We start from the raw sequence: 23,862 nt of genomic DNA, 5'->3' as shown, positions 1-23,862 counted from the left end.
CGTCACGGTTCCGGGTTCACCCGCCGGCGCAGCGGCACCAGCAGGTCGGTGGGGAGCAGGCCACGCTGGCCTTCGCTGGCCGCGTCATCGCCGGCCAGGCTGTGCAGCAGCGCACCGCTGCTGGCCGCGTCGAACGCGTCCAGCCCCTGCGCGCGCAGTGCGGCAATGATGCCGGTGAGCAGGTCGCCCATGCCACCCACCGCCATGCCCGGGTTGCCGGCGGCGATCACCCGTGGGCGTTGATGCGGTGCGGCCACGATCGTGCCGGCGCCTTTGAGCACCACCACGGCATTGAAACGCGCGGCCAGTGCCGCAGCGGCGGCGAAACGGTCGGCCTGTACCTGAGCGGTGTCGGTACCCAGCAGCCGCGCCGCCTCGCCCGGGTGCGGGGTGAGGATCGCGTCGTGCAGCGTCCGTGGCGTGGCCGCCAGCAGGTTCAACGCATCGGCATCGATCACCAGCGGCTTGCCGCTGGCCAGCACCTGCCGCCACAGCTCGTGGGCCCAGTCGTCCTGGCCCTGCCCGGGGCCGATCGCGATCACTTTCGCGCGCGGCAGCAGCGCCTGCAGGTCCTGCGCCTCCTGCACCGGGTGGGCCATGGCTTCGGGCAGGCGCGCCAGCAGCGGCGCGATGTGCTGTGCCTGGGTGGCCACGCTGACCAGCCCGGCACCGGCGCGCAGCGCCGATTCTGCGGCCAGCATCACCGCGCCCCCACTGCCGGCGTTGCCGCCCACGCACAGCACATGGCCGGATTCGCCTTTGTGCGTGTTGGCACGGCGCGGCGCCAGCTGCGTGGACAGCCGGGAAGGCAGCCACAGGCACGCTGCCGGCGCGATGCCCCGCTGCGAACCGTCGGGCAGCGACAGCGGTGCCAGCCGGCGGCCACCGATGTATTCCAGCGCATCTGCGGTGTACAGGCCCTGGTGACGGACGATGAACTGCAGGGTGATCGTGGCGCGCACCGCAACACCGGGCACCGCGCCGGTACGCGCGTCCACGCCACTGGGCACATCCAGCGAAAGCACGGGCAGCCCGCTGTCGATGATCGCCACGATCAGGCGCGCCGCATCGCCGTTCGGCGCGCGGTTCAGGCCGATGCCGAACAGCGCATCGACCAGCAGGTCAGCGGCAGGCAATTCCCCGGCGAAGACGGTTTCCTGCCCGCCCACCGCCAGATACGCCGCGCGGGCCCGTTCAGCCAGCGCCGTCCGCGCGCCGGCGTCGGCCAGCCGCAGCACCTGCACCTGGCGCCCGGCCTGCCGGGCCAGCCGCGCCAGCACGTAGCCGTCGCCGCCGTTGTTGCCTGCACCGGCCGCCACGCACAGCCGCTGCGCCTGCGGCCAGCGCTCCAGCAGGCACTGCCAGGCGGCCGTGCCGGCCTGCTCCATCAGCCCCGCGCCGCCATCGCCCAGCAGCGCGCTGGCCTGGGCATCGAGACGGCGCGCGGCGGCGACATCGAACAGTTCATCGAGTTCGTGCATGCCGGGATTCTATACTTGCCGCATGTCCGCTGTTCCCCTGCCCGCCCCGCTCGACCTGGCCCGTGCCGCCGAACGGGTGCGCGCGCTTGCGCGGCAGCATGGCTTCCAGCGCTGCGGCGTGTCCGGCATCGACCTGGCCGACGACGAAGCGCACCTGGCCGACTGGCTGGGCCAGGGCCTGTACGGCACGATGGACTGGATGGCGCGCCACGGCACGCTGCGCGCGCGCCCGGCCGAACTGCTGCCCGGCACCGTGCGGGTGATTTCAGTGGGCATGGATTACGGCCACAAGGACGACACCGAGGCCTGGAACACCCTGCATGACGGCAACCGCGCCTACGTGGCCCGCTATGCGTTGGGCCGCGATTACCACAAGCTCATGCGCAACCGCCTGCAGAAATTCGCCGATGCGCTGGCCGCGGAGATCGGCACGTTCGGGTACCGGGTGTTCGTCGATTCGGCGCCGGTGCTGGAGCGTGCGCTGGCACGCAACGCCGGGCTGGGCTGGATCGGCAAGCACACCTGCCTGATCGACCGCCAGGGCGGCTCGTGGTTTTTCCTGGGCGAGATCTACATCGACCTGCCGTTGCCGGTGGATGCGGCGGCCAGCGCGCACTGCGGCACCTGCACCCGCTGCATCGATGTCTGCCCCACCCAGGCCATCATCGGCCCGCAGCGGCTGGATGCGCGGCGCTGCATTTCCTACCTCACCATCGAACACGATGGCGCCATTCCCGAAGACATGCGCCCGCTGATGGGCAACCGCATCTACGGCTGTGACGACTGCCAGCTGGTGTGCCCCTGGAACAAGTTCGCGCGGCGCACCGACGAACCGGATTTCCGCGCCCGCAACGCGCTCGATACCGCCACGCTGGCCGAGCTGTTCGCGTGGGAGGAAGACGAATTCCTGCGCCGCACCGAAGGCAGCCCGATCCGCCGCAGCGGGCATGAGCGCTGGCTGCGCAACATCGCGGTGGCGCTGGGCAATGCGCCAGGCCACCCGGACACGCTGGCCGCGCTGCACGCGCGCGCCGGCCATGACTCTGCGCTGGTACGCGAACACGTGCAGTGGGCACTGCAGCAGCACGCCCGGCTCGACAACGGCGGCTGAGCGCCGCACACACGCAGCTCGCCCCGGCATGCGACCATGGGCACCCGTTCGTACTGTTTGACCGTCCATGGACCGTAGCGCGCAGATCCTCACGCCCAGCCAGCTCAACATCCTGGCCCGCGACCTGCTGGAAGGCACGTTCCCGATGGTGTGGGTGGAAGCCGAGCTGGGCAGCGTAACCCGCCCGGCCTCGGGCCATATGTACTTCACGTTGAAGGACGCGCGCGCGCAGATCCGCGCGGCGCTGTTCAAGCCCAAGAGCCAGTGGCTGAAATTCGTGCCGCGCGAAGGCATGCGCGTGCTCGCGCGTGGTCGGCTGACCCTGTACGAGGCGCGCGGCGAGTACCAGATGGTGCTCGACCACATGGAAGAAGCCGGCGAAGGCGCACTGCGTCGCGCCTACGAACAGCTCAAGGCGCGGCTGGAAGCTGAAGGCCTGTTCGCCGCCGAACGCAAGCGTGCCCTGCCCGCCCATGTGCGCCGGCTGGCGGTGATCACCTCGCCCACCGGCGCAGCCGTGCGCGATGTGCTCAGCGTGCTGGAGCGCCGCTTCCCGTTGCTGGAAGTGGACCTGCTGCCCAGCCTGGTGCAGGGTGACAGTGCCGCTGCGCAGATCACCGCGCTGCTGCGCAGCGCCGACAACAGCGGCCGTTACGATGTGATCCTGCTCACCCGCGGCGGCGGCTCGATGGAAGACCTGTGGGCCTTCAACGACGAACAACTGGCGCGTGCCATCGCGGCGAGCCATACCCCGGTGGTGTCGGCGGTGGGCCACGAAACCGACTTCAGCCTGGCCGATTTTGCCGCCGACCTGCGCGCGCCCACGCCGTCGGTGGCCGCCGAACTGCTGGTACCGGACCAGCGCGACCTGCAACTGCGCCTGCGCCGGTTCGCCGCGCGGCTGGTGCAGCTGCAGCGGCATGGGTTGGGCCAGGCCATGCAGCGTGCCGACCGCGCCCTGCTGCGGCTGAACGCACAGAGCCCGCAGAACCGGTTGCAGCTGCTGCAGCGTCGCCAGCAGGATCTGGCCCGGCGCCTGGCCGGCGCGTGGCAGCAGCAGCATGAGCGCCGCCTGGCGCGGCTGCGGCATGCGGCGGTGGTGCTGCGCAATGGCCACCCGCAACGCGAGCTGGATGCACTGAAACAGCGCCTGCTGCGGGTGCAGCCACGCGCGGAGGCGGCGATGGCGCGGCAGCTGCAGCGCGATGCGTTGCGCCTGCGCGCGTTGGCGCGTTCGATGGAAGCGGTGAGCCCGTTGGCCACGGTCGCGCGCGGCTACGCCATCCTGACCCGTGAGCAGGACGGGCGCCTGGTGCGGTCGCCGTTGGATGTTTCGCCCGGCGATACGTTGAAGGCCCAGGTGCAGGACGGGGTAATCGATGTGGTGGTCAAAGACACCCGCGGGTAAGCCTTGTAGGCACACGCCATGCGTGTCCGAGCAGGTCGCACACGCGTTTCGCCCCCGTTATTGCGTCGCCGGGGCGCCTGCAGATTCGCAGTAGCGTTGGCGGTATTCCATGGCCTTGGGCATCAGCGCCTGCAGGTTCTGGATGCGGGTGCCCGGGTTGGGATGCGTGGACGAGAATTCCGGCGGCGCCTGGCCGCCGCTGGCCTGGCCCATGCGCTCCCACAGCGGCACCGCTTCGCGCGGGTCGAAGCACGCCGCCGCCGCCAGCATCAGGCCCACTTCATCGGCCTGGGTTTCGTGGCTGCGCGCGTACGGCAGCAGGTAGCCGTAGCCCATCGCCGACATCACCATCTGTTGCTGCTGCGGATCCATGCCGCTGGCGGCACCGGCCATCTGGCCGATCTGGGTGAGCTTCTGCTGGGCCATGCGCTGGGCGCCATGGCGGAGCAGTGCGTGGGCGATTTCATGGCCCATCACCACTGCCATCGCATCCTGGGTCTGTGCCACCGGCACCAGCCCGGTGTAGACCGCCATCTTGCCGCCCGGCAGGCAGAACGCATTGGCCTGGTCGGACTGGATCACGTTGACTTCCCATTCGAAGTCGCGCGAGAAGTGCGCCGGCTTCAGGCCGTGCTCTTCGGCCAGCGCGGTTTCCACCACGTCCACCTTGCGGATCAGCCGTTCGGCGATCGCGCGCACGTCGCGCGATATCTGCGCGTTGGGATCCAGCGGGCGCTCCTCGGCCAGGATCTGCTGGTAGGCCTGCAGACCAAGCGCCTTTTCCTGGTCGGCATCGAGCGAACTGTCGATCAGCACGTTTTCGCCGGTGTACGGGTCCACGCTGCGGTTGGAGAACCAGTAGAAGGCGGCATAGCCGGCGAACGCCAGCAGCACCCACCAGCGGATGTTGCCGAACAGCCCGGGGCGGCGTGCTCGTTGCTGCTGACCGCCATAGGGATTGCTGCTCATCGTCCTGGTTCCTGATGGGGGCCGGCACGCCGTGCCGGCATTGGGGGCAATCCTAGCGCCAAGCCGACGTATCAGATACCTCGAACCAGGCGGAACCCGATCCTGGCGCTGGTCGTGTCCGAATCCTGTGATTGCCGCCAGGCCGCGCGGGTCTGTTCGGGGGCATTGGCCCAGTTGCCGCCACGGATCACCCGCTGCCGGCAGCCCGGGTTGAACCAGGCCACGCCATCGGCCGGAGCCCGGCGGTAGCTGGCGTGCCAGCAGTCGGCCACCCATTCGCTGAGGTTGCCGGCCATGTCGTGCAGGCCCCAGGCATTGGGTTCGAAGGTGCCCACCGGGGCCGGGCCCCACCAGCCATCGCCATAGCCGACGAAGGCGTTGAACCAGCGCCGGCCGGAGGGCGATACGTCTTCGCCGCCGGTGAAGTTGCCCGACAGCGGCGGCGGCGTGCCCTCGTTGCCCCACGGGTAGCGGCCACTGGTGCCGGCACGCAGCGCGTACTCGAATTCGGCCTCGCTGGGCAGCCGGTAGGAACGCCCGGTCTGTTCGGACAGCCACATCGCGTAGTGCTCGGCATCACGCACGCTCACGTGCATCACCGGCGAGTTGGCGATCGCCGGGGTGCCGTCGTAGCCCGAGCGCCAGTCCACCCCGCTGCTGCGGGTGAAGTTGCCGCTGCGTTCGTCGTAGATGATCGAATGGCCACGCCGGGTGGCGCGCGGCCGGGCGTTGCTGGCCTGCACGTAGCGGCGGTAATCGGCCACGGTCACTTCGGTGATCGCCATGGCGAAGCCGCGGTCGAAGCGCACGTAGTGCGAGGGCTTTTCCGCATCGCTTGCGCCCGGTTCCGCTTCCCCGGCGCCCATCTGGAAGCCGCCATGCGGCACCACGATCATCTGCGGCCCACGCCCGCCATCGCGCAGCGCATCGCTGAACACCTGGCGCGGGCGGAAACTGCCGTAGTGGGTGGCCAGTTCGATGCGTTCGCGCAGCTGGCCCACCACCGGGTCGCCGGGCATCGCGATGCGCAGCGCGTCTTCCAGCTTCTGCCGCGCTGCCTTGAGCCCCTGCGGGCTGGTCAGGTCGCGCAGGCCGTCGTCGCGCAGGCGCACCAGCGTGGCGGCGCGGATTGCCTCGATCCGTTCGAACGCATCGGCAATGGTGGGTGCCGAATCGCGCACCTTTGCCGCTTCGGCCAGCCAGGTGCCGGCGGCAGCGAAATCGGCGCTGCGGGCAGCGGCTTCGGCGCGGCGGATCAGCGCGCTCTCGGCGGCGGCCAGGCCCTGCCGGGCCCGCGGCTCGTCCGGCTGCAGCGCCAGCGCCTCGCGGAAGTTGGGAATGGCACCGTCGCCGTCTTCACCAATGCGGTCGGCGCGCAGGTCCTCCTCGCCGGCGCGGTTGTACGCCACCACCCGCTGGGCCAGCTCCACGCGCGACTGCAACTGGCGCACCTTGGGGTCATCCGGGGCCAGGGCCAGCAGCACCAACGCGATCTCGCCGGCCTCGGCCAGTGCCTCGCGCTGCTGCAGCGGCCGCTGCAACAGCTCCGCGGCGTCCTTCAGCAGCTGCTGGCGGGCACGGGTGAGTCCGGCCTGGGCCTGGCGGTCGTTGGCGTCGCGCTGGCGCAACGCCAGCCAGATCGGAATGGCATCGGCGGCGGCGGCGTACAACCGCCCCTCGTCGAAGGCCTTGGCCGCGTCGCGACGCGCCTGTGCCACGCCGTCGTCGGCAATGACCACCGCCGGCGGCTGCCAGCGCTGTTCGGTCTCCGCTTCATCCTCGCCGCCAATGGTCACCTGCCCCGGTAAAGGCTCGACCCGTTTGGCCGGCTCGGGCGCGCGCGCCGCCGCGGGGCGTGGTGGCGGCGCGTCGGGCGAGCACGCGGTCGTGGCCAGCAGCAGCGCGGCCAGCAACAGCGGGACAGGGCCTGGAGTACGCAATTCGGGTTCCTTCGGCGGGACGGCCTCGACGTTAGGCTATTCTCCCTCACCTGAGCAAACCTGCAGTAGATGGAATCCCTACGTGGCCTATTGGATCAAAACCCCGGCGGAACTGGACGAGCGCTACCGCCAGCGCCCCACCCGCATCGGGCTGGACACCGAATTCATCCGTGAACGCACCTACTGGCCGCAGCTGGCGCTGGTGCAGATGGCGGTCGGCGATGAAATCCTGATCATCGACCCGTTGATTCCGGGCATGACCGAGGCGCTGGCGCCGTGGCTGGCCGATACGTCGATCCTGAAGGTCATGCACAGCGCCAGCGAAGACCTGGTCACCTTCAAGGTGGCCTGCGGCGTGCTGCCGCGGCCGCTGTTCGACACCCAGATCGGCGCGTCGCTGGCCGGCATCGGCGGCGGGATGGGCTACCAGAAGCTGGTCACCGCCATCACCGGGGTGACCCTGGCCAAGGGCGAGACCCGCTCGGACTGGATGCGCCGCCCGCTGACGGATTCGCAGCTGGAGTACGCCGCCGACGACGTGGAGTACCTGTTCGCGATCCACGATGCGGTGGATGCGAAGCTGGGCGAGCTGGACCGCCGCCAGTGGCTGCAGGACGATGCCGAACGCCTGCTGGCCAGTGTCGAGCAGGACGAAGAGCGCTGGCCGCACGTGGCGATGCGCTCGGCGCAGTTCATGGATGCGCCCGCACAGCGCCGTCTGTTGCGCCTGCTGCGCTGGCGTGACGTGCAGGCACGGGCAAGCGACAAGCCGCGCAGCTGGATCCTGGACAACGAACTGGCCGCGCTGCTGGCACGCACGCCGCCGGCCGATGCCGGCGCACTGGGCAAGCTGATGGAAGGCTTCCCCAAAGCCCCGCGCAAGCTGGCCGCCCAGGTCTGGGAAGCGCTGGAAACGCCGCTGCACGATGAGGCCGAGGCGCCGCTGGCGCTGCCGGCCAACGATGCCAACAAGCAGGCGTTGAAGCGGCTGCAGGACGCGGTGAGCGCACGTACCGCTGAGCTCGGCCTGCCCGATGGCGTACTGGCTTCGCGCAAGCACCTGGAAAGTTATCTGGAAAGCCGCACGTGGCCGCAGGCCCTGGCGGGATGGCGGCAGGCGGTGCTGGAGCCGGTGCTGGCGCCCTTGTTGCCCGCCGCAGGTTGATACCGCGCAGCCACGCAGGACCGCAACGAAAAGGCCCCGCTTGCGCGGGGCCTTTGTTTCAACCGCTTACCAGTTGAGGTTCAACGAAACGCCTACAACGCGCGGTTCGTTGTACACCGCCGCCATGTAGTTCTCGATCACGCCCTTGAGGTTCTTCTCGTTGGTGATATTGCGCGCGAACAGCGCCGCTTCCCATGCCCCGTAGTTGCCCGAGTAACCCAGCTTCAGGCCACCTTCGAAGCTGCCCTTGGAGTTGAACTCGGCCGAGTCATACAGCACGAAGCTGGTATAGCCCTGCTTGTTCCAGTCGGTGGACACGAAGAACACATCGCTGTCGTTGACCGGGAAGTCGTAGCGCGCAGCGAAGTTCAGGTTGTACTTCGGCGCGTTCGGCAGCGGGTTGCCGTTTATCTGGGCGAACGTGTTGGCGCCCACCTTGATGGTCGGGTCATTCACGGTGCACACCACCGCGCCGTTCAGCGCGCAGACCTGCGCATACACGCGGTCATCCTGGATTTCGCTGTGCAGCAGGCTCACGCCGGCGCTCAGGCTCAGGTTCGGGATCGGGCGCAGCTCCATGTCCGCTTCCAGGCCGTAGGCCTTGGCCTTGTCGGCATTGAACAGCACGCCGTTGCCGTTGGAATCGTTGCCGTTGAGCTGGATGTCGTTGACCACGTAGGTGAACGCGGTGGCGTTCATGCGCAGGCGGTTGTCCCACAGGCTGCTCTTCACGCCCGCTTCCCAGGACAGGATGGTTTCCGAATCGGCGGTGGTGAAGTCCGCGTTGAACACCGCCGAACGGCCTTGGATGGTCGGGCCGCGGAAGCCACGCGCCACCTTGGCGTACACGCTCAGCTGCGGGTTGAACGCGTACATCGCGCTCACGTCCCAGCTCGGGGTGGTGTCAGCCATTTCCACGTCGGTACGGCCACGGTAGGTGACCACGCCGGCGGCCGTATCAGCGGTCTTCAGCAGCCGGGTACGCTTCTCGTCGCGGGTCTGGCGCAGGCCGGCGGTCAGGGTGAACTTGTCGGTCACGTCATAGCTGACCTGGCCGAAGCCGGCCCACGAGGTATTGGTGTTGCGCAGGCGCACCCAGTTGTTCGGGTTACGCGCAGCGCCCTGCAGGAACCAGGCGCGCTGGTAGAAATCGGTGGTGTCGCGGCCATCGAAGTAGAACGCGCCCACCTGCCACTTCAGGCGGTTGTCATCGGCATTGGCCAGGCGCACTTCCTGGGTCCACTGGTCCAGGTCGCGGATCTGCCCCATCGACTGGCCATACCCGTTGGGCACCCCGTTGACCGGGAAGTTGGCCGCCGCGCCACCGTCGGTGTCACCGCGGCTGTAGCCGGAGGTGGTCTCGTAGGCGGTGATCGAGGTCAGCGAAATGTTGCCGAAGTCGTACACGGCCTTGACCGAGCCGCCGTAGGTCTTGTACGCCTGCGGGTTGTTGTCGGCTTCGTCGTAGGCCACCTGGTCGCGCGGCACATCGGTGGTGTTGGAGCCCTTGGTGATCGCGTTGCGCAGGAACAGGGTCGAGGTGCCTTCGTAGTCGCGGGCGTGCGCCGAGGCCAGCAGCGAGAACGCATCGCTGGGCTGCAGCAGCAGCTGGGCACGCACGTTGCGGTCGTCGAAGCCGCCCATGGCGTTCTTCTTCGGGGACACCGTGCCATCGGCGCTGGGGCCGGTGTAGGTGTTGTCCACGTAGTCGTCGCGGTGCTGGTACAGCGCCGACACGCGGAACGAGGCGATGTCGTTGATCGGGCCGCCGAAGCCGCCGTCCACCGACACGCTGCCGTAGCTGCCGTAGCTGGCCTGCACCCGGCCGCTGTACTCCTGGCTGGGCTTGATGCTGTCGAACTTGACGATGCCGGCGGTGGTGTTGCGGCCGAACAACGTGCCCTGCGGGCCACGCAGCACTTCGATCTGGTCCACGTCATACACCGGGTTGGACTTCAGCACCACGTGCTCCAGCACCACGTCATCCTGGATGATCGACACCGGCTGCGACGCACCCAGGTAGAAGTCGATGTTGCCCAGGCCGCGGATGTAGAAGCGCGGGAAGATGCGGCCGGTGGTGGTCTCGGCGTAGAAGCTCGGCACCCGGCCACTCAGGGCCAGCAGGGTGTCATCGCCGCCGGCGGTGTAGTCGCGCAGGCGCTCGCCCTGGACCACGCCGACCGAGACCGGCACTTCCTGCAGGTTGCGCTCGCGGTGGTCGGCGGTGACGGTGATGGCGTCCAGCGAGGTCGGGCTGGCGTCCTGCGCCAGGGCGGCGCCGCTCAGGCCGAGCAGCGAAATGCAGGCCAGCGCCAGCGCGTGGGGGCGCGGCTGCCGGGCGGTGCGGGAGGAAGCGGTTGCGGCCGAAGCGGAGGTGATGCGATGGGCGGACATTCAGGGGTCTCAGGTGTTGCGGATCGAGGTGGCGCACGCGGCGCGCGGATGAACACCCACGGCACCGCCGTTTGCGCGGCGATGCGGCAAGGTATTGCGTTCGTGTTGCAAAGGAGTTTCAGGGCGCTGCGGGGGACGGCCTTCCGTTCCCTACCCTGGTGTGCTGGCTGAGCCGCCGGAGTTCGTGCGGCGGATTATGCCGGATCCGTTGCAGACCCGGCCATACCTGTTCCATTTGATCCGGCGGTGGCGTCTGCGACTCCCCATCGCAGACGCCACCGCACCCGATCAGGCCGCAACGCGCTCCCTGCGCGCGGGCTGCGCGTCGGCCAGGCGGAACTGCCCGACCGATTGCTGCAGCTCGGACGACTGCGCGTTCAATGCACGCGCAGCGGCCGAAGCCTCCTCGACGAGGGCAGCGTTCTGCTGGGTCACACCATCCATCTGCACGATGCTCTGGTTGACCTGCTCGATCCCTGCCGCCTGTTCCTGGCTGGCGTTGGCGATCTCTTCCGATCAGCCCGCCCAGCTCCCCAACCGATGCCACCACGCGCTGCAGGGTCTGCCCCGCCTCGCTGGCCAATGCGCTGCCGTCGGCCACCTGGGTCGCCGACGCGTCGATCAGCGCCTTGATCTCCTTGGCCGCACTGGCCGAGCGCTGCGCCAGCGCGCGCACTTCCGAGGCCACCACGGCAAACCCTCGGCCTTCCTCGCCCGCGCGCGCCGCTTCCACCGCGGCGTTGAGCGCCAGGATGTTGGTCTGGAACGCGATGCCATCAATGACGGTGGTGATGTCGGCGATGCGGCGCGACGACGCTTCGATGCCGCCCATGGTCTCCACCACCTGCGCCACCGCGTTGCCGCCCTGCACCGCCACCTCGGCCGCCTCCGCCGCGAGGCGGTCGGCGCGACGTGCGTGGTCGGCGTTCTGCTTCACGGCAGCGGTCAGCTCTTCCAGCGACGCGGCCGATTCTTCCAGGCTCGCGGCCTGCTGCTCGGTGCGCTTGGACAGGTCGTCGTTGCCGGCGGCGATCTCCGCCGACGCCGTGGCGACCGACACGGCCGCCTGCTGGATCCCACCAACGATGCGGGTCAGCTGTGCCACGGTCGCATTGGCATCGTCGCGCATGGTCGCGAACACGCCTTGGAACTGACCCTCGATACGGCCGCGCAGGTCGCCTTCGGCCAGCGCACGCAGCAGCCCGGACAGCGCGCTGAGGTTGCGGTCGGCCGTGACCATCAGGGTATTGAGCCCTTCGACCATCACGCGGAAGTCGTGCTGGTAGGCCTCGGCATTGCCGCGCACGCTGAAGTCGCCAGCGGCGGCGGCCGCGACCAGGTGCTTGATCTCGCCATTGATCGCCTGCAGGCGGTCGCGCACGCCATTCACCGCCTCGGTGATGCGCGCCTTTTCGCCCGGCAGCTGCTCCATCGACTGGGACAGGTCGCCATCGGCGTAGCGGCGCACCAGGTCCACCATGCGCATCTTGACCCCGATATGCGCGGCGACCAGTTCATTGGTCCCGGTCACCATGGTGCCGAACTCGCCCTCGAAGCGGCTGGCATCGATGCGGTGGCTGATCGCCCCTTCGGCATGCCGCTGGCTCATTTCGTTCTGCGCCTGGATGATCTCGCGCAGCTTGGCCTGCATCTGCTGCAGCGCGCCCATCAGGCGGCCCACCTCATCCTGGCTGTGCACCACGATGCGCTGGTCCAGGCGGCCCGCCGCGACGTCGCGCGCGACCTGCCCGGCCTGCGCCAGGGGGGCGCTGATGACACGACGTACCACGACGATGAGCGCCACGATCACCGCGAGCAGGCCCAAGCCCGACACCACGCCGATCTGCAGCATCAACTTGTGCAGCACGGCCTGCAGCACCGAGGTCGGTTCCAGGCCGAGTACCGTCCACTGCCACGGGCCGTAGGCCTGGGCGCTGACGAAATAGGTCTGCGGCGCGGCGTCCTTGGCGGTACGCAGGTGCAGCGTTGCCTGGCTGGCCTTGCCGGCCAGCAGTGCCTCCAGCGTGGCCTGGTCGGCCGGGTCCACCAGCGAGGACAGCAGCTCGCCTTCGCCGGCGAACGACGCCATCACCGTACCGAACTGGTCGCCGGCCTTCGTGTTGACTGCCAGGAAGTGACCTTCCTTGCCCAACTTGGATTCACGCAGGCGCGCCTTCAGCGCCGCCAGGCCTTCGGTGTAGTTCTGGCCTACGAAGGCGATCGCGGCAACCTCACCGGCGGCATCCTTGATCGGCATGTAGTGGGTCATGTAATCCACCCCGAACAGCCGCACCGGACCGGTGTACCCCTCACCTGCGATGACCTTGGCATAGGCCGGGCTGGCGTGGTCAAGCACCGTGCCCATGGCCCGTGCGCCTTCGGCGTTGCGCACAGAGGTGGACACGCGCACGAAATCGTCGCCATCGCGCACGAACACCGTGGCCACGCCGCCGCCTGTGGCTTCGGCAAAGCGGTCCACCGTGGCCTCCTGCAGGTTGAGCACCTCGGTGCCGAACTGCAGGGTCGGGGTCTGCCGTTCGCCCACGGTCACGGTCTTGGCCGCGTCAACGCTGACATCGCCGGCGGGCAGCATGCCGCGGAAGATCCCGGCCATGCGCTGGGTGCTGTCGCTCAGGCTGCGGTCGTACAGTTCCACCGAGTCGCGCATCAACTCGGTGGATGACTGCAGGCCAGCTTCAACACGCTGCTGGTAGCTGGTTGCGGCCTGGCGGTAGATCAGCACCGCCAGCGCCACGAAGGCGACGGTGGTGATCAGGCCCATCAGCAGCGCCAGGCGCGCGCCGATGGAGGTAGAGAAAACGGTGGCGGCACGGGTCGTCATCGTCGGTACTCGAAGGTGGGGGTTGGATTGAGAGATACGTCACAGTTCTTATCGGCACCGAAGTGGTCCTCTTTACGTAAAAAAAGACAGAAACATTGGAGCTTTCGTTTTGCCTAAGCGATTGATTTCAAAGCGATGTCTCCCGAGCGCATCTTCACAAAGCCGGACATTCGTTCAGATAAGGGGTCAATTTCCTCAAGTTCAGTGGGGTGCTGCCGCCAACGGCACTCCCCTGCCGGGCCTTAGGCCGGAAACCGCCTTCCTTGAACAAGGCGCCGGGGTTGCGCAGATCGCGGCCGGCTGCACTGGGTTGAGTAATGCAGGTTCGCAGATGCAGTGCTGGGCCTTGGCAGCCCGGGGTGCGCAGCGCTACACTTGATCGCATCGCGGTTCCCAAGCCGTGTTGCAGTACACCGGGGCCATAGCTCAGCTGGGAGAGCGCGTCGTTCGCAATGACGAGGTCAGGAGTTCGATCCTCCTTGGCTCCACCACATTCCTGCCGCCGTCCTCTGGATGGCTGCCAAACGAAAAAGCCACCCATCGGGTGGCTTTTTCGTTTGTGGGTCTCCGCGCAGCCACGCAGGGCGTGGCTCTACCATCAAGGCACCTCAGCGGGGCCGTCACCCGCGCGCTCTGCGATGGGGCGTACCTGCTGTACGAGGGTGAGCAGGGTCTTGCCCGGTTCTTCGATCATTACTTCGTGCGCGGACTGCTCGAACCAGACCAGCTGCTTGGCCGGCGCCTTTACGCCCTGGAGCCACTCCGCCGCGAGCTCGGACGAGACGTTGTGGTCGTGTCGGCCTTCGAACAGGAACACCGGAACCTTCAGTTCCCGAACCGTGGTCATATCCAGGGTCAGCACCTCGCTGAGCAGGTGCTGCATCGAAAAGTCGTTGCCCTTCCACACCTCGGCCACGTCATGGTCGGTGTACTCCGGCGAAAGCCTGATTGCGGCAGCCTCGGCATCGCCGCCCCTGCGGTTGTGCACCATCCCGCCATAGTGGTTGAGCCACTTCCGCTGCTTGAACAGCTTCTCAAGCGGCACGGGTTGGTTTCCCTGTGCGTAGGGCGCCAATGCTTCCAGCTCGGCCACCGCTTCGGCGTTGCCATCGGTCCGTGCCTGCTGGAGGGTCCACGCAAAACCACGACGCTCGCTTTCCGGCGCATTGGAGATCTGCCCGATGCCGATGTAGGCATGCAACCACTCGGGCCGGCGCTGGGCCAGCTCCAGACCCAGGTAGCTTCCCCACGATTGGCCCAGCACGAAGATCCGCTCCTTGCCGAACTCCCTGCGCAGCCAGGCCACCATTTCCTCGCTGTCGGCGATCATCCGTTCGCGGGTCATGGTCGGAGCGACCACCGCAGGGTCATTGGCCGCGTAGGTCTTGCCTGCACCGCGCTGGTCCCACTGCACGACCGTGAAGTACTCCTCCCAACCACGCTGGAAATACCAGCTGGTAGGCATGGCCACCCAACCGGGCCCGCCGTGCAGCATCAGCAGCACCGGGTTGCGGCGGTCGTTGCCGCGGATGGAGACCCACTGGTCGATGCCGCCGATGCGGACCTTCTGCAGCCGCTCGATGCCGTTGTCAGCCACGACCTTGCGCAGGTCGGCAATGACCTTCACTGCCTCGGCGCGGTCGTGGGGCGCGGGGCCCGGCGGCTCAGCCGCCTGCGCCGGGACGCTGAACCCTGTTACAGCAAGCCAGAACAATCCGGCAACCCAACATTTCATCGGCGCAGACACCTTTGCAGGAGCGGAACGCCGATTGTGTCATGCGTCCGGATTGTCCTTGATCGGCGGGCGCCGGCTTTCGGACTGACGGACGCTCTCATCGGTCTGGCCCGGGCGGGCCTTGGCCGCATCTTCCTGCTTCCGGTCCTGCTTGGCTTCGTCAACGCCCTGCTGCTTGCCGGGCTGCTTTTCGGTGTTCATGTGCGTGCTCGTGGTGGCCTGCCCCCTTGGGCATGCCTGCACCCTAGCGGCGGTCGCGTGATGCAGTGGTCACGAGGTGATCGCCTCCTCGATACAGCGCAGCATCGCCTCGCCGTCCACCGGCTTGACCAGGAACGCGCGACCGCCCCGCTCCATCACCCGCGCGCGCAGCGCATCGGTGGGAAACGCGGTCATGAAGATCATTGGAAACGCGCACCCGCGCGCCAGCAGTTCGGCCTGCAGCTGGTCGCCACTCATCTGCGGCATCTGCATGTCGGTGAGCAGGCAGTCGGGTGCGTCGCCTTCGTCGGCCAGGAACGCCGCCGCCGAGGCATAGGTGCGCGCTTCGTGGCCCAGCGAGCGCACCAGGCTGGACAACGACTGGCGGACCCCGTCGTCGTCATCGACGATCGCAATGCGGTAACTCGGCTTCATGGGGTCTTTATGCCCGATCCGGCCGCGCGCCGGAACCATACACAGGTTTGTGCCGGCCGGTTCAGGCGGTGCCGGTGCCCACGCCCAGTGCCTCTGCGTGCCGTACCAGGTCGGCCAGCGAGCGCACGCCCATCTTGCGCATCACGTTGCCGCGATGGATTTTCACGGTGATCTCGCTCAGGTGCAGCACGCCGGCCACCTGCTTGTTCATCAACCCGGCCACTACGTGCGCCATTACCTCGCGCTCGCGCGGGGTCAGGGTGGCGTAGCGCGTTTCCAGCGAACCGCGCGCGGCCATGTCCTGGCGGCGGCGGGTGTCGCGCTCGATCGCGGCGCTGACCGCATCCAGCATGTCCTGGTCGCGGAACGGCTTGGCCAGGAAATCCACCGCCCCGGCCTTCATCGCGCGCACGGTCATGGGAATGTCGCCGTGCCCGGTCATGAACACGATGGGCAGGTGGATGCCCTGCGCGGCCAACTGGCCCTGCAGATCCAACCCGCTGATGCCCGGCAGGCGCACGTCCAGCACGATGCAGCCAGGCACGTCCGGCAGCACCGCCTGCAGCAGCTCCGAAGGCGCGCCCAGCATGCGGGTCTGCAGCCCCACCGAACGCAGCAGGCTGTCCAGCGCGTCGCGCACGGCGGCATCGTCATCGACCACCACGACCAGCGGCGGTGTGGGTAGGCTCATCAGGCGCGTGCTCCTGGGGGATGGGTGGCCAGCACCAGCCGGAAGGTGGCGCCATGGCCGGGTACGCTCTCCACCGACAGCCGCCCGCCATGGGCTTCGGCGGTGGACCGGCAGATCGCCAGGCCCATGCCCATGCCGTCCGGCTTGGTGGTGAAGAACGGTTGGAACAGGGTGTCCAGGTGCGCGCTGTCGATGCCCGGGCCGCTGTCGGCAATGCTGATGGCCACTTCGCCGGGCGCGCCGGGCTGCGCCCCCACCACCAGCTGCCGCGCGTTGGCCTGCCCGGCCATGGCCTGGCTGGCGTTGATCAGCAGGTTCACCAGCACCTGCTGAAGCTGCACCGCATCACCGTGCACGGCGGGAAGGTCGGCGGTCACTGCCACGTGCAGCTGCACTGCCTCACGGTTGAGTTCGTGCTGCACCAGCCGCACCGCGTCTTCGATCAGCAGGGAGGCATCGAGCGGCTCGCGCGGCGTGCTGCGTTTGGCCAGGAACGCGCGGACGCGCTTGACGATCTCACTGGCACGGCGCGCTTCCCTCACCGTGCGGGTGATGGCGGCCTCCACTTCGTGCAGGTCCGGCGGGTCGCGGTGCAGCCAGCGCAGCCCGGCCTCGCCGTTGGTCACCACCGCCATCAGCGGCTGGTTGACCTCGTGCGCCAGTGAAGCCGTCAGCTCACCGAGCGTGGCCACGCGCGTGGCGTGCGCCAGTTCGGCCTGCGCGCGCAGCGCGGCATCCTCGGCCCGGCGGCGCTCGGTGACGTCGGTGTGGGTTTCCATCACGCCGGTTGCGCGTCCCAGGCCATCGCGCTGGATCACCCAGCGGCTTTCCAGCACGCGCCAGGCGCCGTCGCGGGTGCGCTGCTCCAGCGTGCCTTCCCAGCTGCCCAGTTGCAGCAGGGTGGCTTCCACTGCCTCGCGTGCCTGCGGGTAGCGGGTGGACAGCAGGACATCGGCCACGCGGCCGATGGCGTCCTCGGCCGACCAACCGTACACCTGCGCGGCCGTGCGGTTCCAGAACGTGATCACCCCGCTGCGGTCACGCACGAAGATCATGTCGTGCGACAGATCCAGCAGCGTTGCCTGCCCGCGCAGGCGCTGCATCGCGCCCTGGTACTGCAGTGCCAGCAGCGCGGTGATGACGATCGCCGCGAGGCTGACCAGCGCGCGGAAGGTCTGCGCGCCGACATGGTTCACCCCGTGCGAATCCAGGTAGGCGATGAGGGTCAACCCGATGCCGGCCACGGCAGTGATGACGATGTCGGCGCGGCGCCCGGTGCGCGCCACCAGCAGCACCGCCACCACGTACAGCACTGCTACCGCACCTTCCAGCGTGGTGAGCACATCGACCAGGAAGATCCCCAGCGTGAGCAGCGCGGCAGCGGCGCGGAACACGGTGCGGCCGCGCAACGTGGACGCCGCGGCGGCGCGCGGGCGCGTGGAAGTCGAGCTGGGCACCACGGTCTGGCCTCCTGGCGGGGCGCAGTCACCTGCGCGGGGGTGAGCCCAGTATCCCCCGCACCCGGGGGCGGCAGATCCCCCCAAAGAGGGATGCGCCGGCAGGTGGCCCAAACCAAGGTATGAGCCGGGGAAACGATGGCGCAATGTTCCCGCCGGCCCCCGCTGCCTAGTCTGGATCCATCGGCTCCCCCGCAGCACCTGCGGCCCGGGCCGCCTTCCCCCGCTACCGGAGAGCCGCCATGCACGATGTTGTCGCCCCGTCCCGCCAGACCGCCCCGCTGCGCACGCCGTCCGACCTCAGCCTGCAGGCCGGCAAGGACATCGCCGGCGCCCTGACGGTGCTGCTGGCCGATGTGTTCGCGCTGTACCTGAAGACCAAGAACTTCCACTGGCACCTGTCCGGCCCGCACTTCCGCGACTACCACCTGATGCTGGATGAGCAGGGCGAGCAGATCTTCGCCACCACCGATGCCATCGCCGAACGGGCGCGCAAGGTCGGCGGCACCACGCTGCGCTCGATCGGGCAGATCCACCGCATCCAGCGCCTGCTCGACAACGACGCGGACTACGTGACCCCCGAGGACATGCTGGCCGAGCTGGCCGACGACAACCGCCAGCTCACCCGCTTCCTGCGGGCCACCCATGGGGTGTGCACCACCCACAACGACGTGGCCACCACCAGCCTGATCGAGAACTGGATCGACGAGGCCGAGCGCCGCAGCTGGTTCCTGTTCGAAAGCACCCGCCCCATCCGCTGATCCACGCGCCGTTTCGTTCCAGCAGGAGGCTGTCATGTCCGCTGCACCCCGCGTTTCGTTGCCCATTGGCGCGCCCGCGCCCGCGTTCCAGTTGCCCGCCACCCCGGACCAGCGCGTCAGCCTGGACGAGCTGCGCGGCCACCCGGTGATCCTGGCGTTCTACCCCGCCGACTGGAGCCCGGTCTGCGGCGACCAGCTGGCGCTGTACAACCAGCTGCTGCCCGAGTTCCACCGCAGCGGCGCGCAGCTGGTGGGCATCTCCGTGGATGGGGTGTGGTGCCACGCCGCGTTCGCCGAGCAACGCCACCTGCACTTCCCCTTGCTGGCCGATTTCGAGCCAAAAGGCGAGGTAGCCCGCCGCTACGGCGTGTACCGCGAACAGGACGGCGTCTGCGAACGCGCGCTGTTCGTGATCGATGCCGAGGGCATCGTGCGCTGGAGCTACATCTCCCCTTTGGGTATCAATCCCGGCGCCGACGGCATCCTGGAAGCGCTGGCGCAACTTCCCTCCACCGCAGGAGCAGCGTCATGAAAGGTCTGTCGATTCCCGTCAGCGCGCAGGACCACAGCCAGGGTCCGGCCGATGCGCCCATCACCCTGGTCGAGTACGGCGACTACCAATGCCCGTACTGCGGCGAGGCGTATCCCGTGCTCAAAGCGGTGCAGCAGGCATTGGGCGACCGGATGCGCTTTGTGTTCCGCAACTTCCCCATTTCCGAAATCCACCCGAACGCGCTGCCGGCTGCGCGTTTTGCCGAAGCGGCCGCTGACGCGGGGTTGTTCTGGGAAGCGCATGACCTGCTCTACCAGCGCCAGGATGCATTGAGCGCGCACGACCTGCAGGCCTACGCCAAGCAGCTTGGAGTGGACCCCGCGTTGCTGCAGGCCGCGGACAACGGCGCATTCGATGACCGCATCGAACGCGACTTCATGGGCGGCGTGCGCAGCGGCGTCAACGGCACCCCGTGCCTTTTCATCAATGGGGTGCGCTACGACGGCGCCCGCGATGTGGACAGCCTGGTTGACGTATTGACCGAACGCGCTTGATCCGTTCCGCCGGCGCGCCGGGGTCTCCCCTCCCCCACCCCGGGCGCGCCGGCACCTGCCGGGGACCGACCGCTGCGCTCAGCCCGGTTGTCGTGCCCTTCGCCATTGCAATGGGCTCATGCCCGTCTCGACGCGGAACATGTAGTTGAACGCGGATGCCGAGGCATAGCCCAGCTCATGCGCGATCGCCGTCGGCGAACGCCCCTGCGCCAGCCACTCGATCGCGCGCAGCAGGCGCAGCCGCGTGCGCCACGTGCGCAGGCTCATGCCGGTCTCGCGCTCGAAATGCCGCGCCAGCGTGCGCGGCGACGCGCCCAGCACCTGTGCCCACTCGTCCACCCCGCGCGCATCACCGGGCTGGTCGTGCAGTGCCTGGCACCAGCGCTGCAGCCGCGCATCCTGCGGCCACGGCAGGTGGCGCACATGCTGGCGCTGGCGGCGCAGCTGGGTGATGACCAGCGCGCTCAGATGCGCGTAGTAACCCACATCGTCATCCGGACGCACCTGCCCCAGTTCCACGATCAACTCGCGCAGCAGTGGCGACACATCCAGCACCGCGCACCGGTCGGGCATGCCCAGCGCCGGATCATCGGCCACGTACAGGTTGCGGAACGCAGCCGCACTCAAAGCACCGGTGTAATGGACCATGCCGGTGGGCACCCACAGCGCCTGCTGCGGGGTGATCACATGCCGCGCATTGCGCGCTGTCACCTGCAGCACACCGTGGGTGGCGAACACCACCTGGTTCCAGTCATGCGCATGCGGCGGGAAACGCTCGCCGGCGGCCAGCTCCTGGCTGCGCGCCATCACCGGCCAAGGCAGCGCGCGCAGCGGCGGGACCGGGACTTCCTTCCAGGGGCCGGCGGCGGACAAGCCTTCGTGGCGGCTGATCGACATGATCCGACATTCTATCGAAAGACAGCCGCCACGCACCTGATCGACCATGGACGCGTCCCTTTCCGGTTCCACGCATGTCCACTTCCCTCGCCCCCTCCACTGCACGCAAACCCTGGCAGGTCATCGCCGCCGGCATCTGCGCGCTGGTGCTCACCGTCGGGCTGGCCCGCTTCGCCTACACCCCGTTGCTGCCCTTGATGCGGGTGGATGCCGGCCTCAGCGCGGCGCAGGGCGGCTGGCTGGCCACCTTCAACTACCTGGGCTACCTGCTCGGCACCCTGCTGGCGGCGCGCGTGGGCGACATGCAGCAGAAATTCCGCTTCTACCGGGTTGGGCTGGTGCTCGCGGTTGCCGCCACAACGCTGATGGGGACCACTACGCAGCCCTGGCTGTGGAGCCTGCTGCGCTTCGTGGCGGGTCTGTCCAGCACCGCCGGCCTGCTGCTGGCCTCCGGGCTGGTGCTGAACTGGCTGCTGGCCAACCGGCAACGCCCGCGCCTGGGCCTGCACTTCGCCGGGCTGGGCCTGGGCATCGTGGTCTCCGGGCTGGCCACCGGCCTGCTTGCCGGGCACGCCGACTCCAGCGCGCAATGGCGCTGGCTGGGCCTGCTTGGCCTGCTCTTCCTGGTTCCCGCCTGGTGCTGGATGCCGGCCCCCACTCCGACCTCCGCCGCACAGGCCGCACAAGCGCCGCCCCCACCCAGCCGGCGCTGGCGCCAGCTGCTGGTGGCGGCCTACTTCTGCGCCGGCGTCGGCTTCGTGGTCAGCGCCACCTTCATCGTGGCCATCCTCGAACATACCCCCGCCTTCCGTGGCCACGGCAGCGCGGTGTGGGTGCTGGTGGGACTGGCGGCGGTGCCGTCCACGTTCGCCTGGGACCGCATCGCCGCGCGCATCGGCCTGATCCGCGCACTGATGCTCGCCTTCGCCCTGCAGGCCGCCTCGTTCGTGCTGCCGCTGCTGGACAGCGGCCTGGCCGCCGGATTCGGCAGCGCGCTGCTGTTCGGGCTCACCTTCGCCGGCATCGTCAGCCTCACCCTCACCGTGGTCGGCCGCCACTACCCGCACAACCCGGCCAAGGCCATGGCCAACCTCACCCTCAGCTATGGGGTAGCGCAGATCCTGGCGCCGGCGCTGGCCGGCACCTTGGCGCGCAGCAGTGGTTCCTACCAGGCCTCGCTGCTGCTCGCAGCCGTCTTCATGGGATTGGGCATCGTCCTGCTGGCCGTCATGCCCGATGACGCGCGCTGATGAACACCAATTCATGCGCGGCGCACACCTGCGATCAAGCATTTAACGCGCCATACCAAGGCCGCAGCAACGAATGTGAAATTTTTTTGTCGAAACGCTTGCCGAACCCCGTAGACCTCCGTATTATTCGCGTCCTCGCCAGCGGCAACGCAGCGATGAAGTGGCCGAGTAGCTCAGTTGGTAGAGCAGGGGATTGAAAATCCCCGTGTCGGCGGTTCGATTCCGTCCTCGGCCACCACAAATCTAAAAGGCCTGCAGAAATGCAGGTCTTTTTTTTTGCATTGCTGTAGTGGCATTGCAGGCAGGCACATGCACAATGCGGACACCGTCATTGAACAAGGATGTCCCATGCGTGTTGCTTTGCTTCTGCCGTTCCTGCTGCTCAGCGTTGGTTGTGCGCACCAGACGGCGATGACCGCCCCCAACGCGCCGATGCCGACGGTGACGCCAGGCTGGATCACTCCCGCCGAAGCCGTGTTCGCCGCCAACGAAGATCCGCAGCGCGGCATCAGTGGCACCTTCGTGCTCACCGTCAAGAACACCGACGTCACCGAAGACCGCATCTACCTCAACAGCGAACGCGACTACCGCCATCAGCTCTCACTGAACGTGTCGCTGGATGCCGCGCAACGCGAAGCACTGCAGAAGCAGCTGGGCATGCCGCTGGAATACCTGGTCAATCGTCGCCTGCTGGTACAGGGCACGGCCCGCCGCACGACCATCGCGTTCACCCACGACGGCAAGCCCTCCGGCAAGTACTACTTCCAGACCCAGCTCCAGGTAAGCGACCCGCGCCACGTTCGTTTCGCACCCTGATCAGCACCGGCTGACAAAACCTTTACACCCGCCAACGTTCTCCCCCCTAAGCTCGGGCCTCCTGCCGGGAGACACCCATGCGCCTTCGCCCTGCCCTGTTTGCTGCTGCACTGTTGTTGACCTCCGTCACCACCCACGCGGTGGAACCGGTGCGTTCAGTGCCTGCGTTGGACATGGGCCGCTACGCGGGCCAGTGGCATGAAATCGCGCACCTGCCGGTGTCGTTCCAGAAGAAATGCGTGGGCGACATCACCGCTACCTACGCGCTGCGCGCCGATGGCCGCATCAGCGTGCACAACGCCTGCCGCACCGGCGATGGCGAGCGCATCGCAGCCGAGGGCGTGGCGCGGCCGGTGGAGGGCGAACCGGGCCAGCTGCAGGTGCGCTTCGTGCCGGACTGGCTGGCCTGGGTGCCGCTGGTATGGGCTGACTACTGGGTGATCGCGCTGGACCCGGATTACCAGTGGGCGGTGGTGGGCGACCCGGACCGCAAGTACCTGTGGATCCTGTCGCGCTCGCCTACGATGGACAAGGCACTGTTCGCCAGCCTCAAGGCCCGGGCCGAGGCGATGGGCTATGACCTTGCGCCCCTGAAGGTGATGGCCCCGGTGGATTGATCGCCGGCGCGCCTGAAACCTGAATGCACCTTCGCTTGTCTTAGGATGCGTATCGACCAACGGTCGATACCTACCGGCCCCGCCATACCCGCACAACCACCATACGCCGTAGTATGCTCTTAACTACGCGGCACCTGCACGAGGATTTGCGCCCATGTTCCACCGCCTCCGTACCGTTCTTACCGTTGCCCTGCTGGCCGGCACCGCCGTTGCGCTGACCGCATGCAACACCAACGTCAAGCGCGTCTCGCCGCCGGCTGCCAGCGTGCAGCAGCTGACCGTGGGCGCCAACGGCAACTGGACCCTGGCCCTGCGCCTGCAGAACTTCAGCTCCATGCCCATGACCTTCGACAGCGTGGAGCTGCAGATGCAGGTGGGTGACCAGGATGCCGGCAAGGTGAGCGCACGCCCGGCCATCTCCATCGGCGGCGTCTCGGCCGATGTCGTCAACGTGGAACTGCAGCCCTCCTCGGCCGCGCGCATCGTGGTGGCCGACGCCCTGGCCGGCAACCGCACCCTGGGCTATTCGCTCAAGGGCACCGTGGCCGCCACCCCGCAGGAAAAGAAGCAGCGCAGCTTCGAGATCGACAGCCGCAGCACCCTCAACCAGGCCCCCGGCCTGCCCGGCGTGCTGCGCTGACCCCA

The 23,862-nt window shown here is 68.2% G+C and carries 20 protein-coding genes, 2 tRNA genes and 2 pseudogenes; 12 read left to right on the top strand and 12 right to left on the bottom strand.

What is annotated here, in order from left to right; all coding sequences use genetic code 11:
* Positions 1 to 2: 2 nt before the first annotated feature.
* Entirely contained in the window at positions 3 to 1,481 is a 1,479-nt protein-coding gene (locus QE395_RS06365) for an NAD(P)H-hydrate dehydratase (protein ID WP_306988047.1), read from the bottom strand.
* A gap of 22 nt (positions 1,482 to 1,503) precedes the next feature.
* Between QE395_RS06365 and queG the strand changes: the two genes are divergently transcribed.
* Both queG and xseA read left to right on the top strand, forming a co-directional pair.
* Complete coding sequence (gene queG, locus QE395_RS06360) at positions 1,504 to 2,592, top strand: tRNA epoxyqueuosine(34) reductase QueG (RefSeq protein WP_306988045.1); 1,089 nt, start codon at positions 1,504 to 1,506, stop codon at positions 2,590 to 2,592.
* Between the two features lie 67 nt (positions 2,593 to 2,659).
* Positions 2,660 to 4,000, top strand: coding sequence for an exodeoxyribonuclease VII large subunit (gene xseA, locus QE395_RS06355; RefSeq protein WP_306988042.1), 1,341 nt, complete (start codon positions 2,660 to 2,662; stop codon positions 3,998 to 4,000).
* 57 nt (positions 4,001 to 4,057) lie between these two features.
* Here the strand turns inward: xseA and QE395_RS06350 are convergent, their stop codons facing one another.
* On the bottom strand, positions 4,058 to 4,969 hold the full coding sequence (locus tag QE395_RS06350) for a M48 family metallopeptidase (RefSeq protein WP_068853288.1): 912 nt from the start codon (positions 4,967 to 4,969) through the stop codon (positions 4,058 to 4,060).
* Positions 4,970 to 5,040: 71 nt separating this feature from the next.
* A complete protein-coding gene (locus QE395_RS06345) occupies positions 5,041 to 6,765 on the bottom strand; it encodes a formylglycine-generating enzyme family protein (RefSeq protein ID WP_306990441.1) in 1,725 nt (574 codons plus the stop codon).
* Positions 6,766 to 6,991: 226 nt separating this feature from the next.
* Between QE395_RS06345 and rnd the strand changes: the two genes are divergently transcribed.
* Positions 6,992 to 8,074, top strand: coding sequence for a ribonuclease D (rnd, locus tag QE395_RS06340; RefSeq protein WP_093536345.1), 1,083 nt, complete (start codon positions 6,992 to 6,994; stop codon positions 8,072 to 8,074).
* A gap of 66 nt (positions 8,075 to 8,140) precedes the next feature.
* Here rnd and QE395_RS06335 read toward each other — a convergent pair whose 3' ends face one another.
* From QE395_RS06335 to QE395_RS06325, 3 genes and pseudogenes are all read right to left on the bottom strand, one after another.
* A complete protein-coding gene (locus QE395_RS06335) occupies positions 8,141 to 10,468 on the bottom strand; it encodes a TonB-dependent receptor (RefSeq protein ID WP_306988038.1) in 2,328 nt (775 codons plus the stop codon).
* A 288-nt stretch (positions 10,469 to 10,756) separates the two neighbouring features.
* Positions 10,757 to 12,266: pseudogene (locus QE395_RS06330) on the bottom strand (methyl-accepting chemotaxis protein); the annotation flags it as partial.
* Positions 12,267 to 12,380: 114 nt separating this feature from the next.
* Positions 12,381 to 13,250: pseudogene (locus QE395_RS06325) on the bottom strand (Cache 3/Cache 2 fusion domain-containing protein); the annotation flags it as partial.
* A gap of 475 nt (positions 13,251 to 13,725) precedes the next feature.
* On the opposite strand from QE395_RS06325, the gene QE395_RS06320 reads away from it, so the two are divergent.
* Positions 13,726 to 13,801, top strand: a tRNA-Ala gene (locus QE395_RS06320).
* 107 nt (positions 13,802 to 13,908) lie between these two features.
* Here the strand turns inward: QE395_RS06320 and QE395_RS06315 are convergent.
* The 5 genes from QE395_RS06315 to QE395_RS06295 all read right to left on the bottom strand — a co-directional run bounded on the left by QE395_RS06315 (position 13,909) and on the right by QE395_RS06295 (position 17,829).
* Positions 13,909 to 15,045 carry an alpha/beta fold hydrolase gene (locus QE395_RS06315; RefSeq protein ID WP_306988036.1) on the bottom strand — a complete coding sequence of 379 codons (1,137 nt, stop codon included), beginning with the start codon at positions 15,043 to 15,045 and terminating at the stop codon, positions 13,909 to 13,911.
* A gap of 39 nt (positions 15,046 to 15,084) precedes the next feature.
* Positions 15,085 to 15,246: a hypothetical protein gene (locus QE395_RS06310; protein ID WP_167693303.1), complete on the bottom strand. Its 162-nt coding sequence runs from the start codon at positions 15,244 to 15,246 to the stop codon at positions 15,085 to 15,087.
* 69 nt (positions 15,247 to 15,315) lie between these two features.
* The gene (locus tag QE395_RS06305) at positions 15,316 to 15,681 is read right to left on the bottom strand and encodes a response regulator (protein WP_093536337.1); all 366 of its coding nucleotides are present in this window, start codon (positions 15,679 to 15,681) and stop codon (positions 15,316 to 15,318) included.
* 61 nt (positions 15,682 to 15,742) lie between these two features.
* Positions 15,743 to 16,372: a response regulator gene (locus QE395_RS06300; RefSeq protein ID WP_306988033.1), complete on the bottom strand. Its 630-nt coding sequence runs from the start codon at positions 16,370 to 16,372 to the stop codon at positions 15,743 to 15,745.
* Complete coding sequence (locus tag QE395_RS06295) at positions 16,372 to 17,829, bottom strand: PAS domain-containing sensor histidine kinase (protein WP_306988031.1); 1,458 nt, start codon at positions 17,827 to 17,829, stop codon at positions 16,372 to 16,374. The genes QE395_RS06300 and QE395_RS06295 overlap by 1 nt, the downstream gene beginning before the upstream one ends.
* A 242-nt stretch (positions 17,830 to 18,071) precedes the next feature.
* Between QE395_RS06295 and QE395_RS06290 the strand changes: the two genes are divergently transcribed.
* Genes QE395_RS06290 through QE395_RS06280 form a run of 3 tightly spaced genes read left to right on the top strand, consistent with a single transcriptional unit; the run spans position 18,072 to position 19,637 of the window.
* Positions 18,072 to 18,590, top strand: a complete 519-nt coding sequence (locus QE395_RS06290; RefSeq protein ID WP_068853304.1) for a DNA starvation/stationary phase protection protein — start codon at positions 18,072 to 18,074, stop codon at positions 18,588 to 18,590.
* Positions 18,591 to 18,624: 34 nt separating this feature from the next.
* The gene (locus QE395_RS06285; protein ID WP_068853306.1) at positions 18,625 to 19,122 is read left to right on the top strand and encodes a peroxiredoxin; all 498 of its coding nucleotides are present in this window, start codon (positions 18,625 to 18,627) and stop codon (positions 19,120 to 19,122) included.
* Positions 19,119 to 19,637 (top strand): DsbA family protein, encoded by a 519-nt coding sequence (locus QE395_RS06280; RefSeq protein WP_306988027.1) that lies wholly within the window; start codon positions 19,119 to 19,121, stop codon positions 19,635 to 19,637. Before QE395_RS06285 ends, QE395_RS06280 begins: the two co-directional genes overlap by 4 nt.
* A gap of 78 nt (positions 19,638 to 19,715) precedes the next feature.
* Here the strand turns inward: QE395_RS06280 and QE395_RS06275 are convergent, their stop codons facing one another.
* Positions 19,716 to 20,534, bottom strand: coding sequence for a helix-turn-helix transcriptional regulator (locus tag QE395_RS06275; protein ID WP_306988025.1), 819 nt, complete (start codon positions 20,532 to 20,534; stop codon positions 19,716 to 19,718).
* Positions 20,535 to 20,608: 74 nt separating this feature from the next.
* Between QE395_RS06275 and QE395_RS06270 the strand changes: the two genes are divergently transcribed.
* The 5 genes from QE395_RS06270 (at position 20,609) to QE395_RS06250 (ending at position 23,857) form a co-directional block, all read left to right on the top strand.
* The gene (locus QE395_RS06270) at positions 20,609 to 21,784 is read left to right on the top strand and encodes a YbfB/YjiJ family MFS transporter (protein WP_306988023.1); all 1,176 of its coding nucleotides are present in this window, start codon (positions 20,609 to 20,611) and stop codon (positions 21,782 to 21,784) included.
* Between the two features lie 162 nt (positions 21,785 to 21,946).
* Positions 21,947 to 22,022: transfer RNA gene (locus QE395_RS06265), tRNA-Phe, on the top strand.
* 110 nt (positions 22,023 to 22,132) lie between these two features.
* The gene (locus QE395_RS06260) at positions 22,133 to 22,600 is read left to right on the top strand and encodes a hypothetical protein (RefSeq protein ID WP_143584577.1); all 468 of its coding nucleotides are present in this window, start codon (positions 22,133 to 22,135) and stop codon (positions 22,598 to 22,600) included.
* A 77-nt stretch (positions 22,601 to 22,677) separates the two neighbouring features.
* Positions 22,678 to 23,217: a lipocalin family protein gene (locus QE395_RS06255; RefSeq protein WP_068853316.1), complete on the top strand. Its 540-nt coding sequence runs from the start codon at positions 22,678 to 22,680 to the stop codon at positions 23,215 to 23,217.
* A 154-nt stretch (positions 23,218 to 23,371) separates the two neighbouring features.
* Positions 23,372 to 23,857, top strand: a complete 486-nt coding sequence (locus QE395_RS06250; protein ID WP_306988020.1) for an LEA type 2 family protein — start codon at positions 23,372 to 23,374, stop codon at positions 23,855 to 23,857.
* The last annotated feature ends 5 nt before the right edge of the window (positions 23,858 to 23,862 follow it).

The sequence above is a fragment of the Stenotrophomonas sp. SORGH_AS_0282 genome (assembly GCF_030818125.1).
Taxonomy (GTDB): domain Bacteria; phylum Pseudomonadota; class Gammaproteobacteria; order Xanthomonadales; family Xanthomonadaceae; genus Stenotrophomonas; species Stenotrophomonas rhizophila_A.
This window is presented reverse-complemented; position numbering and strand designations above follow the sequence as displayed.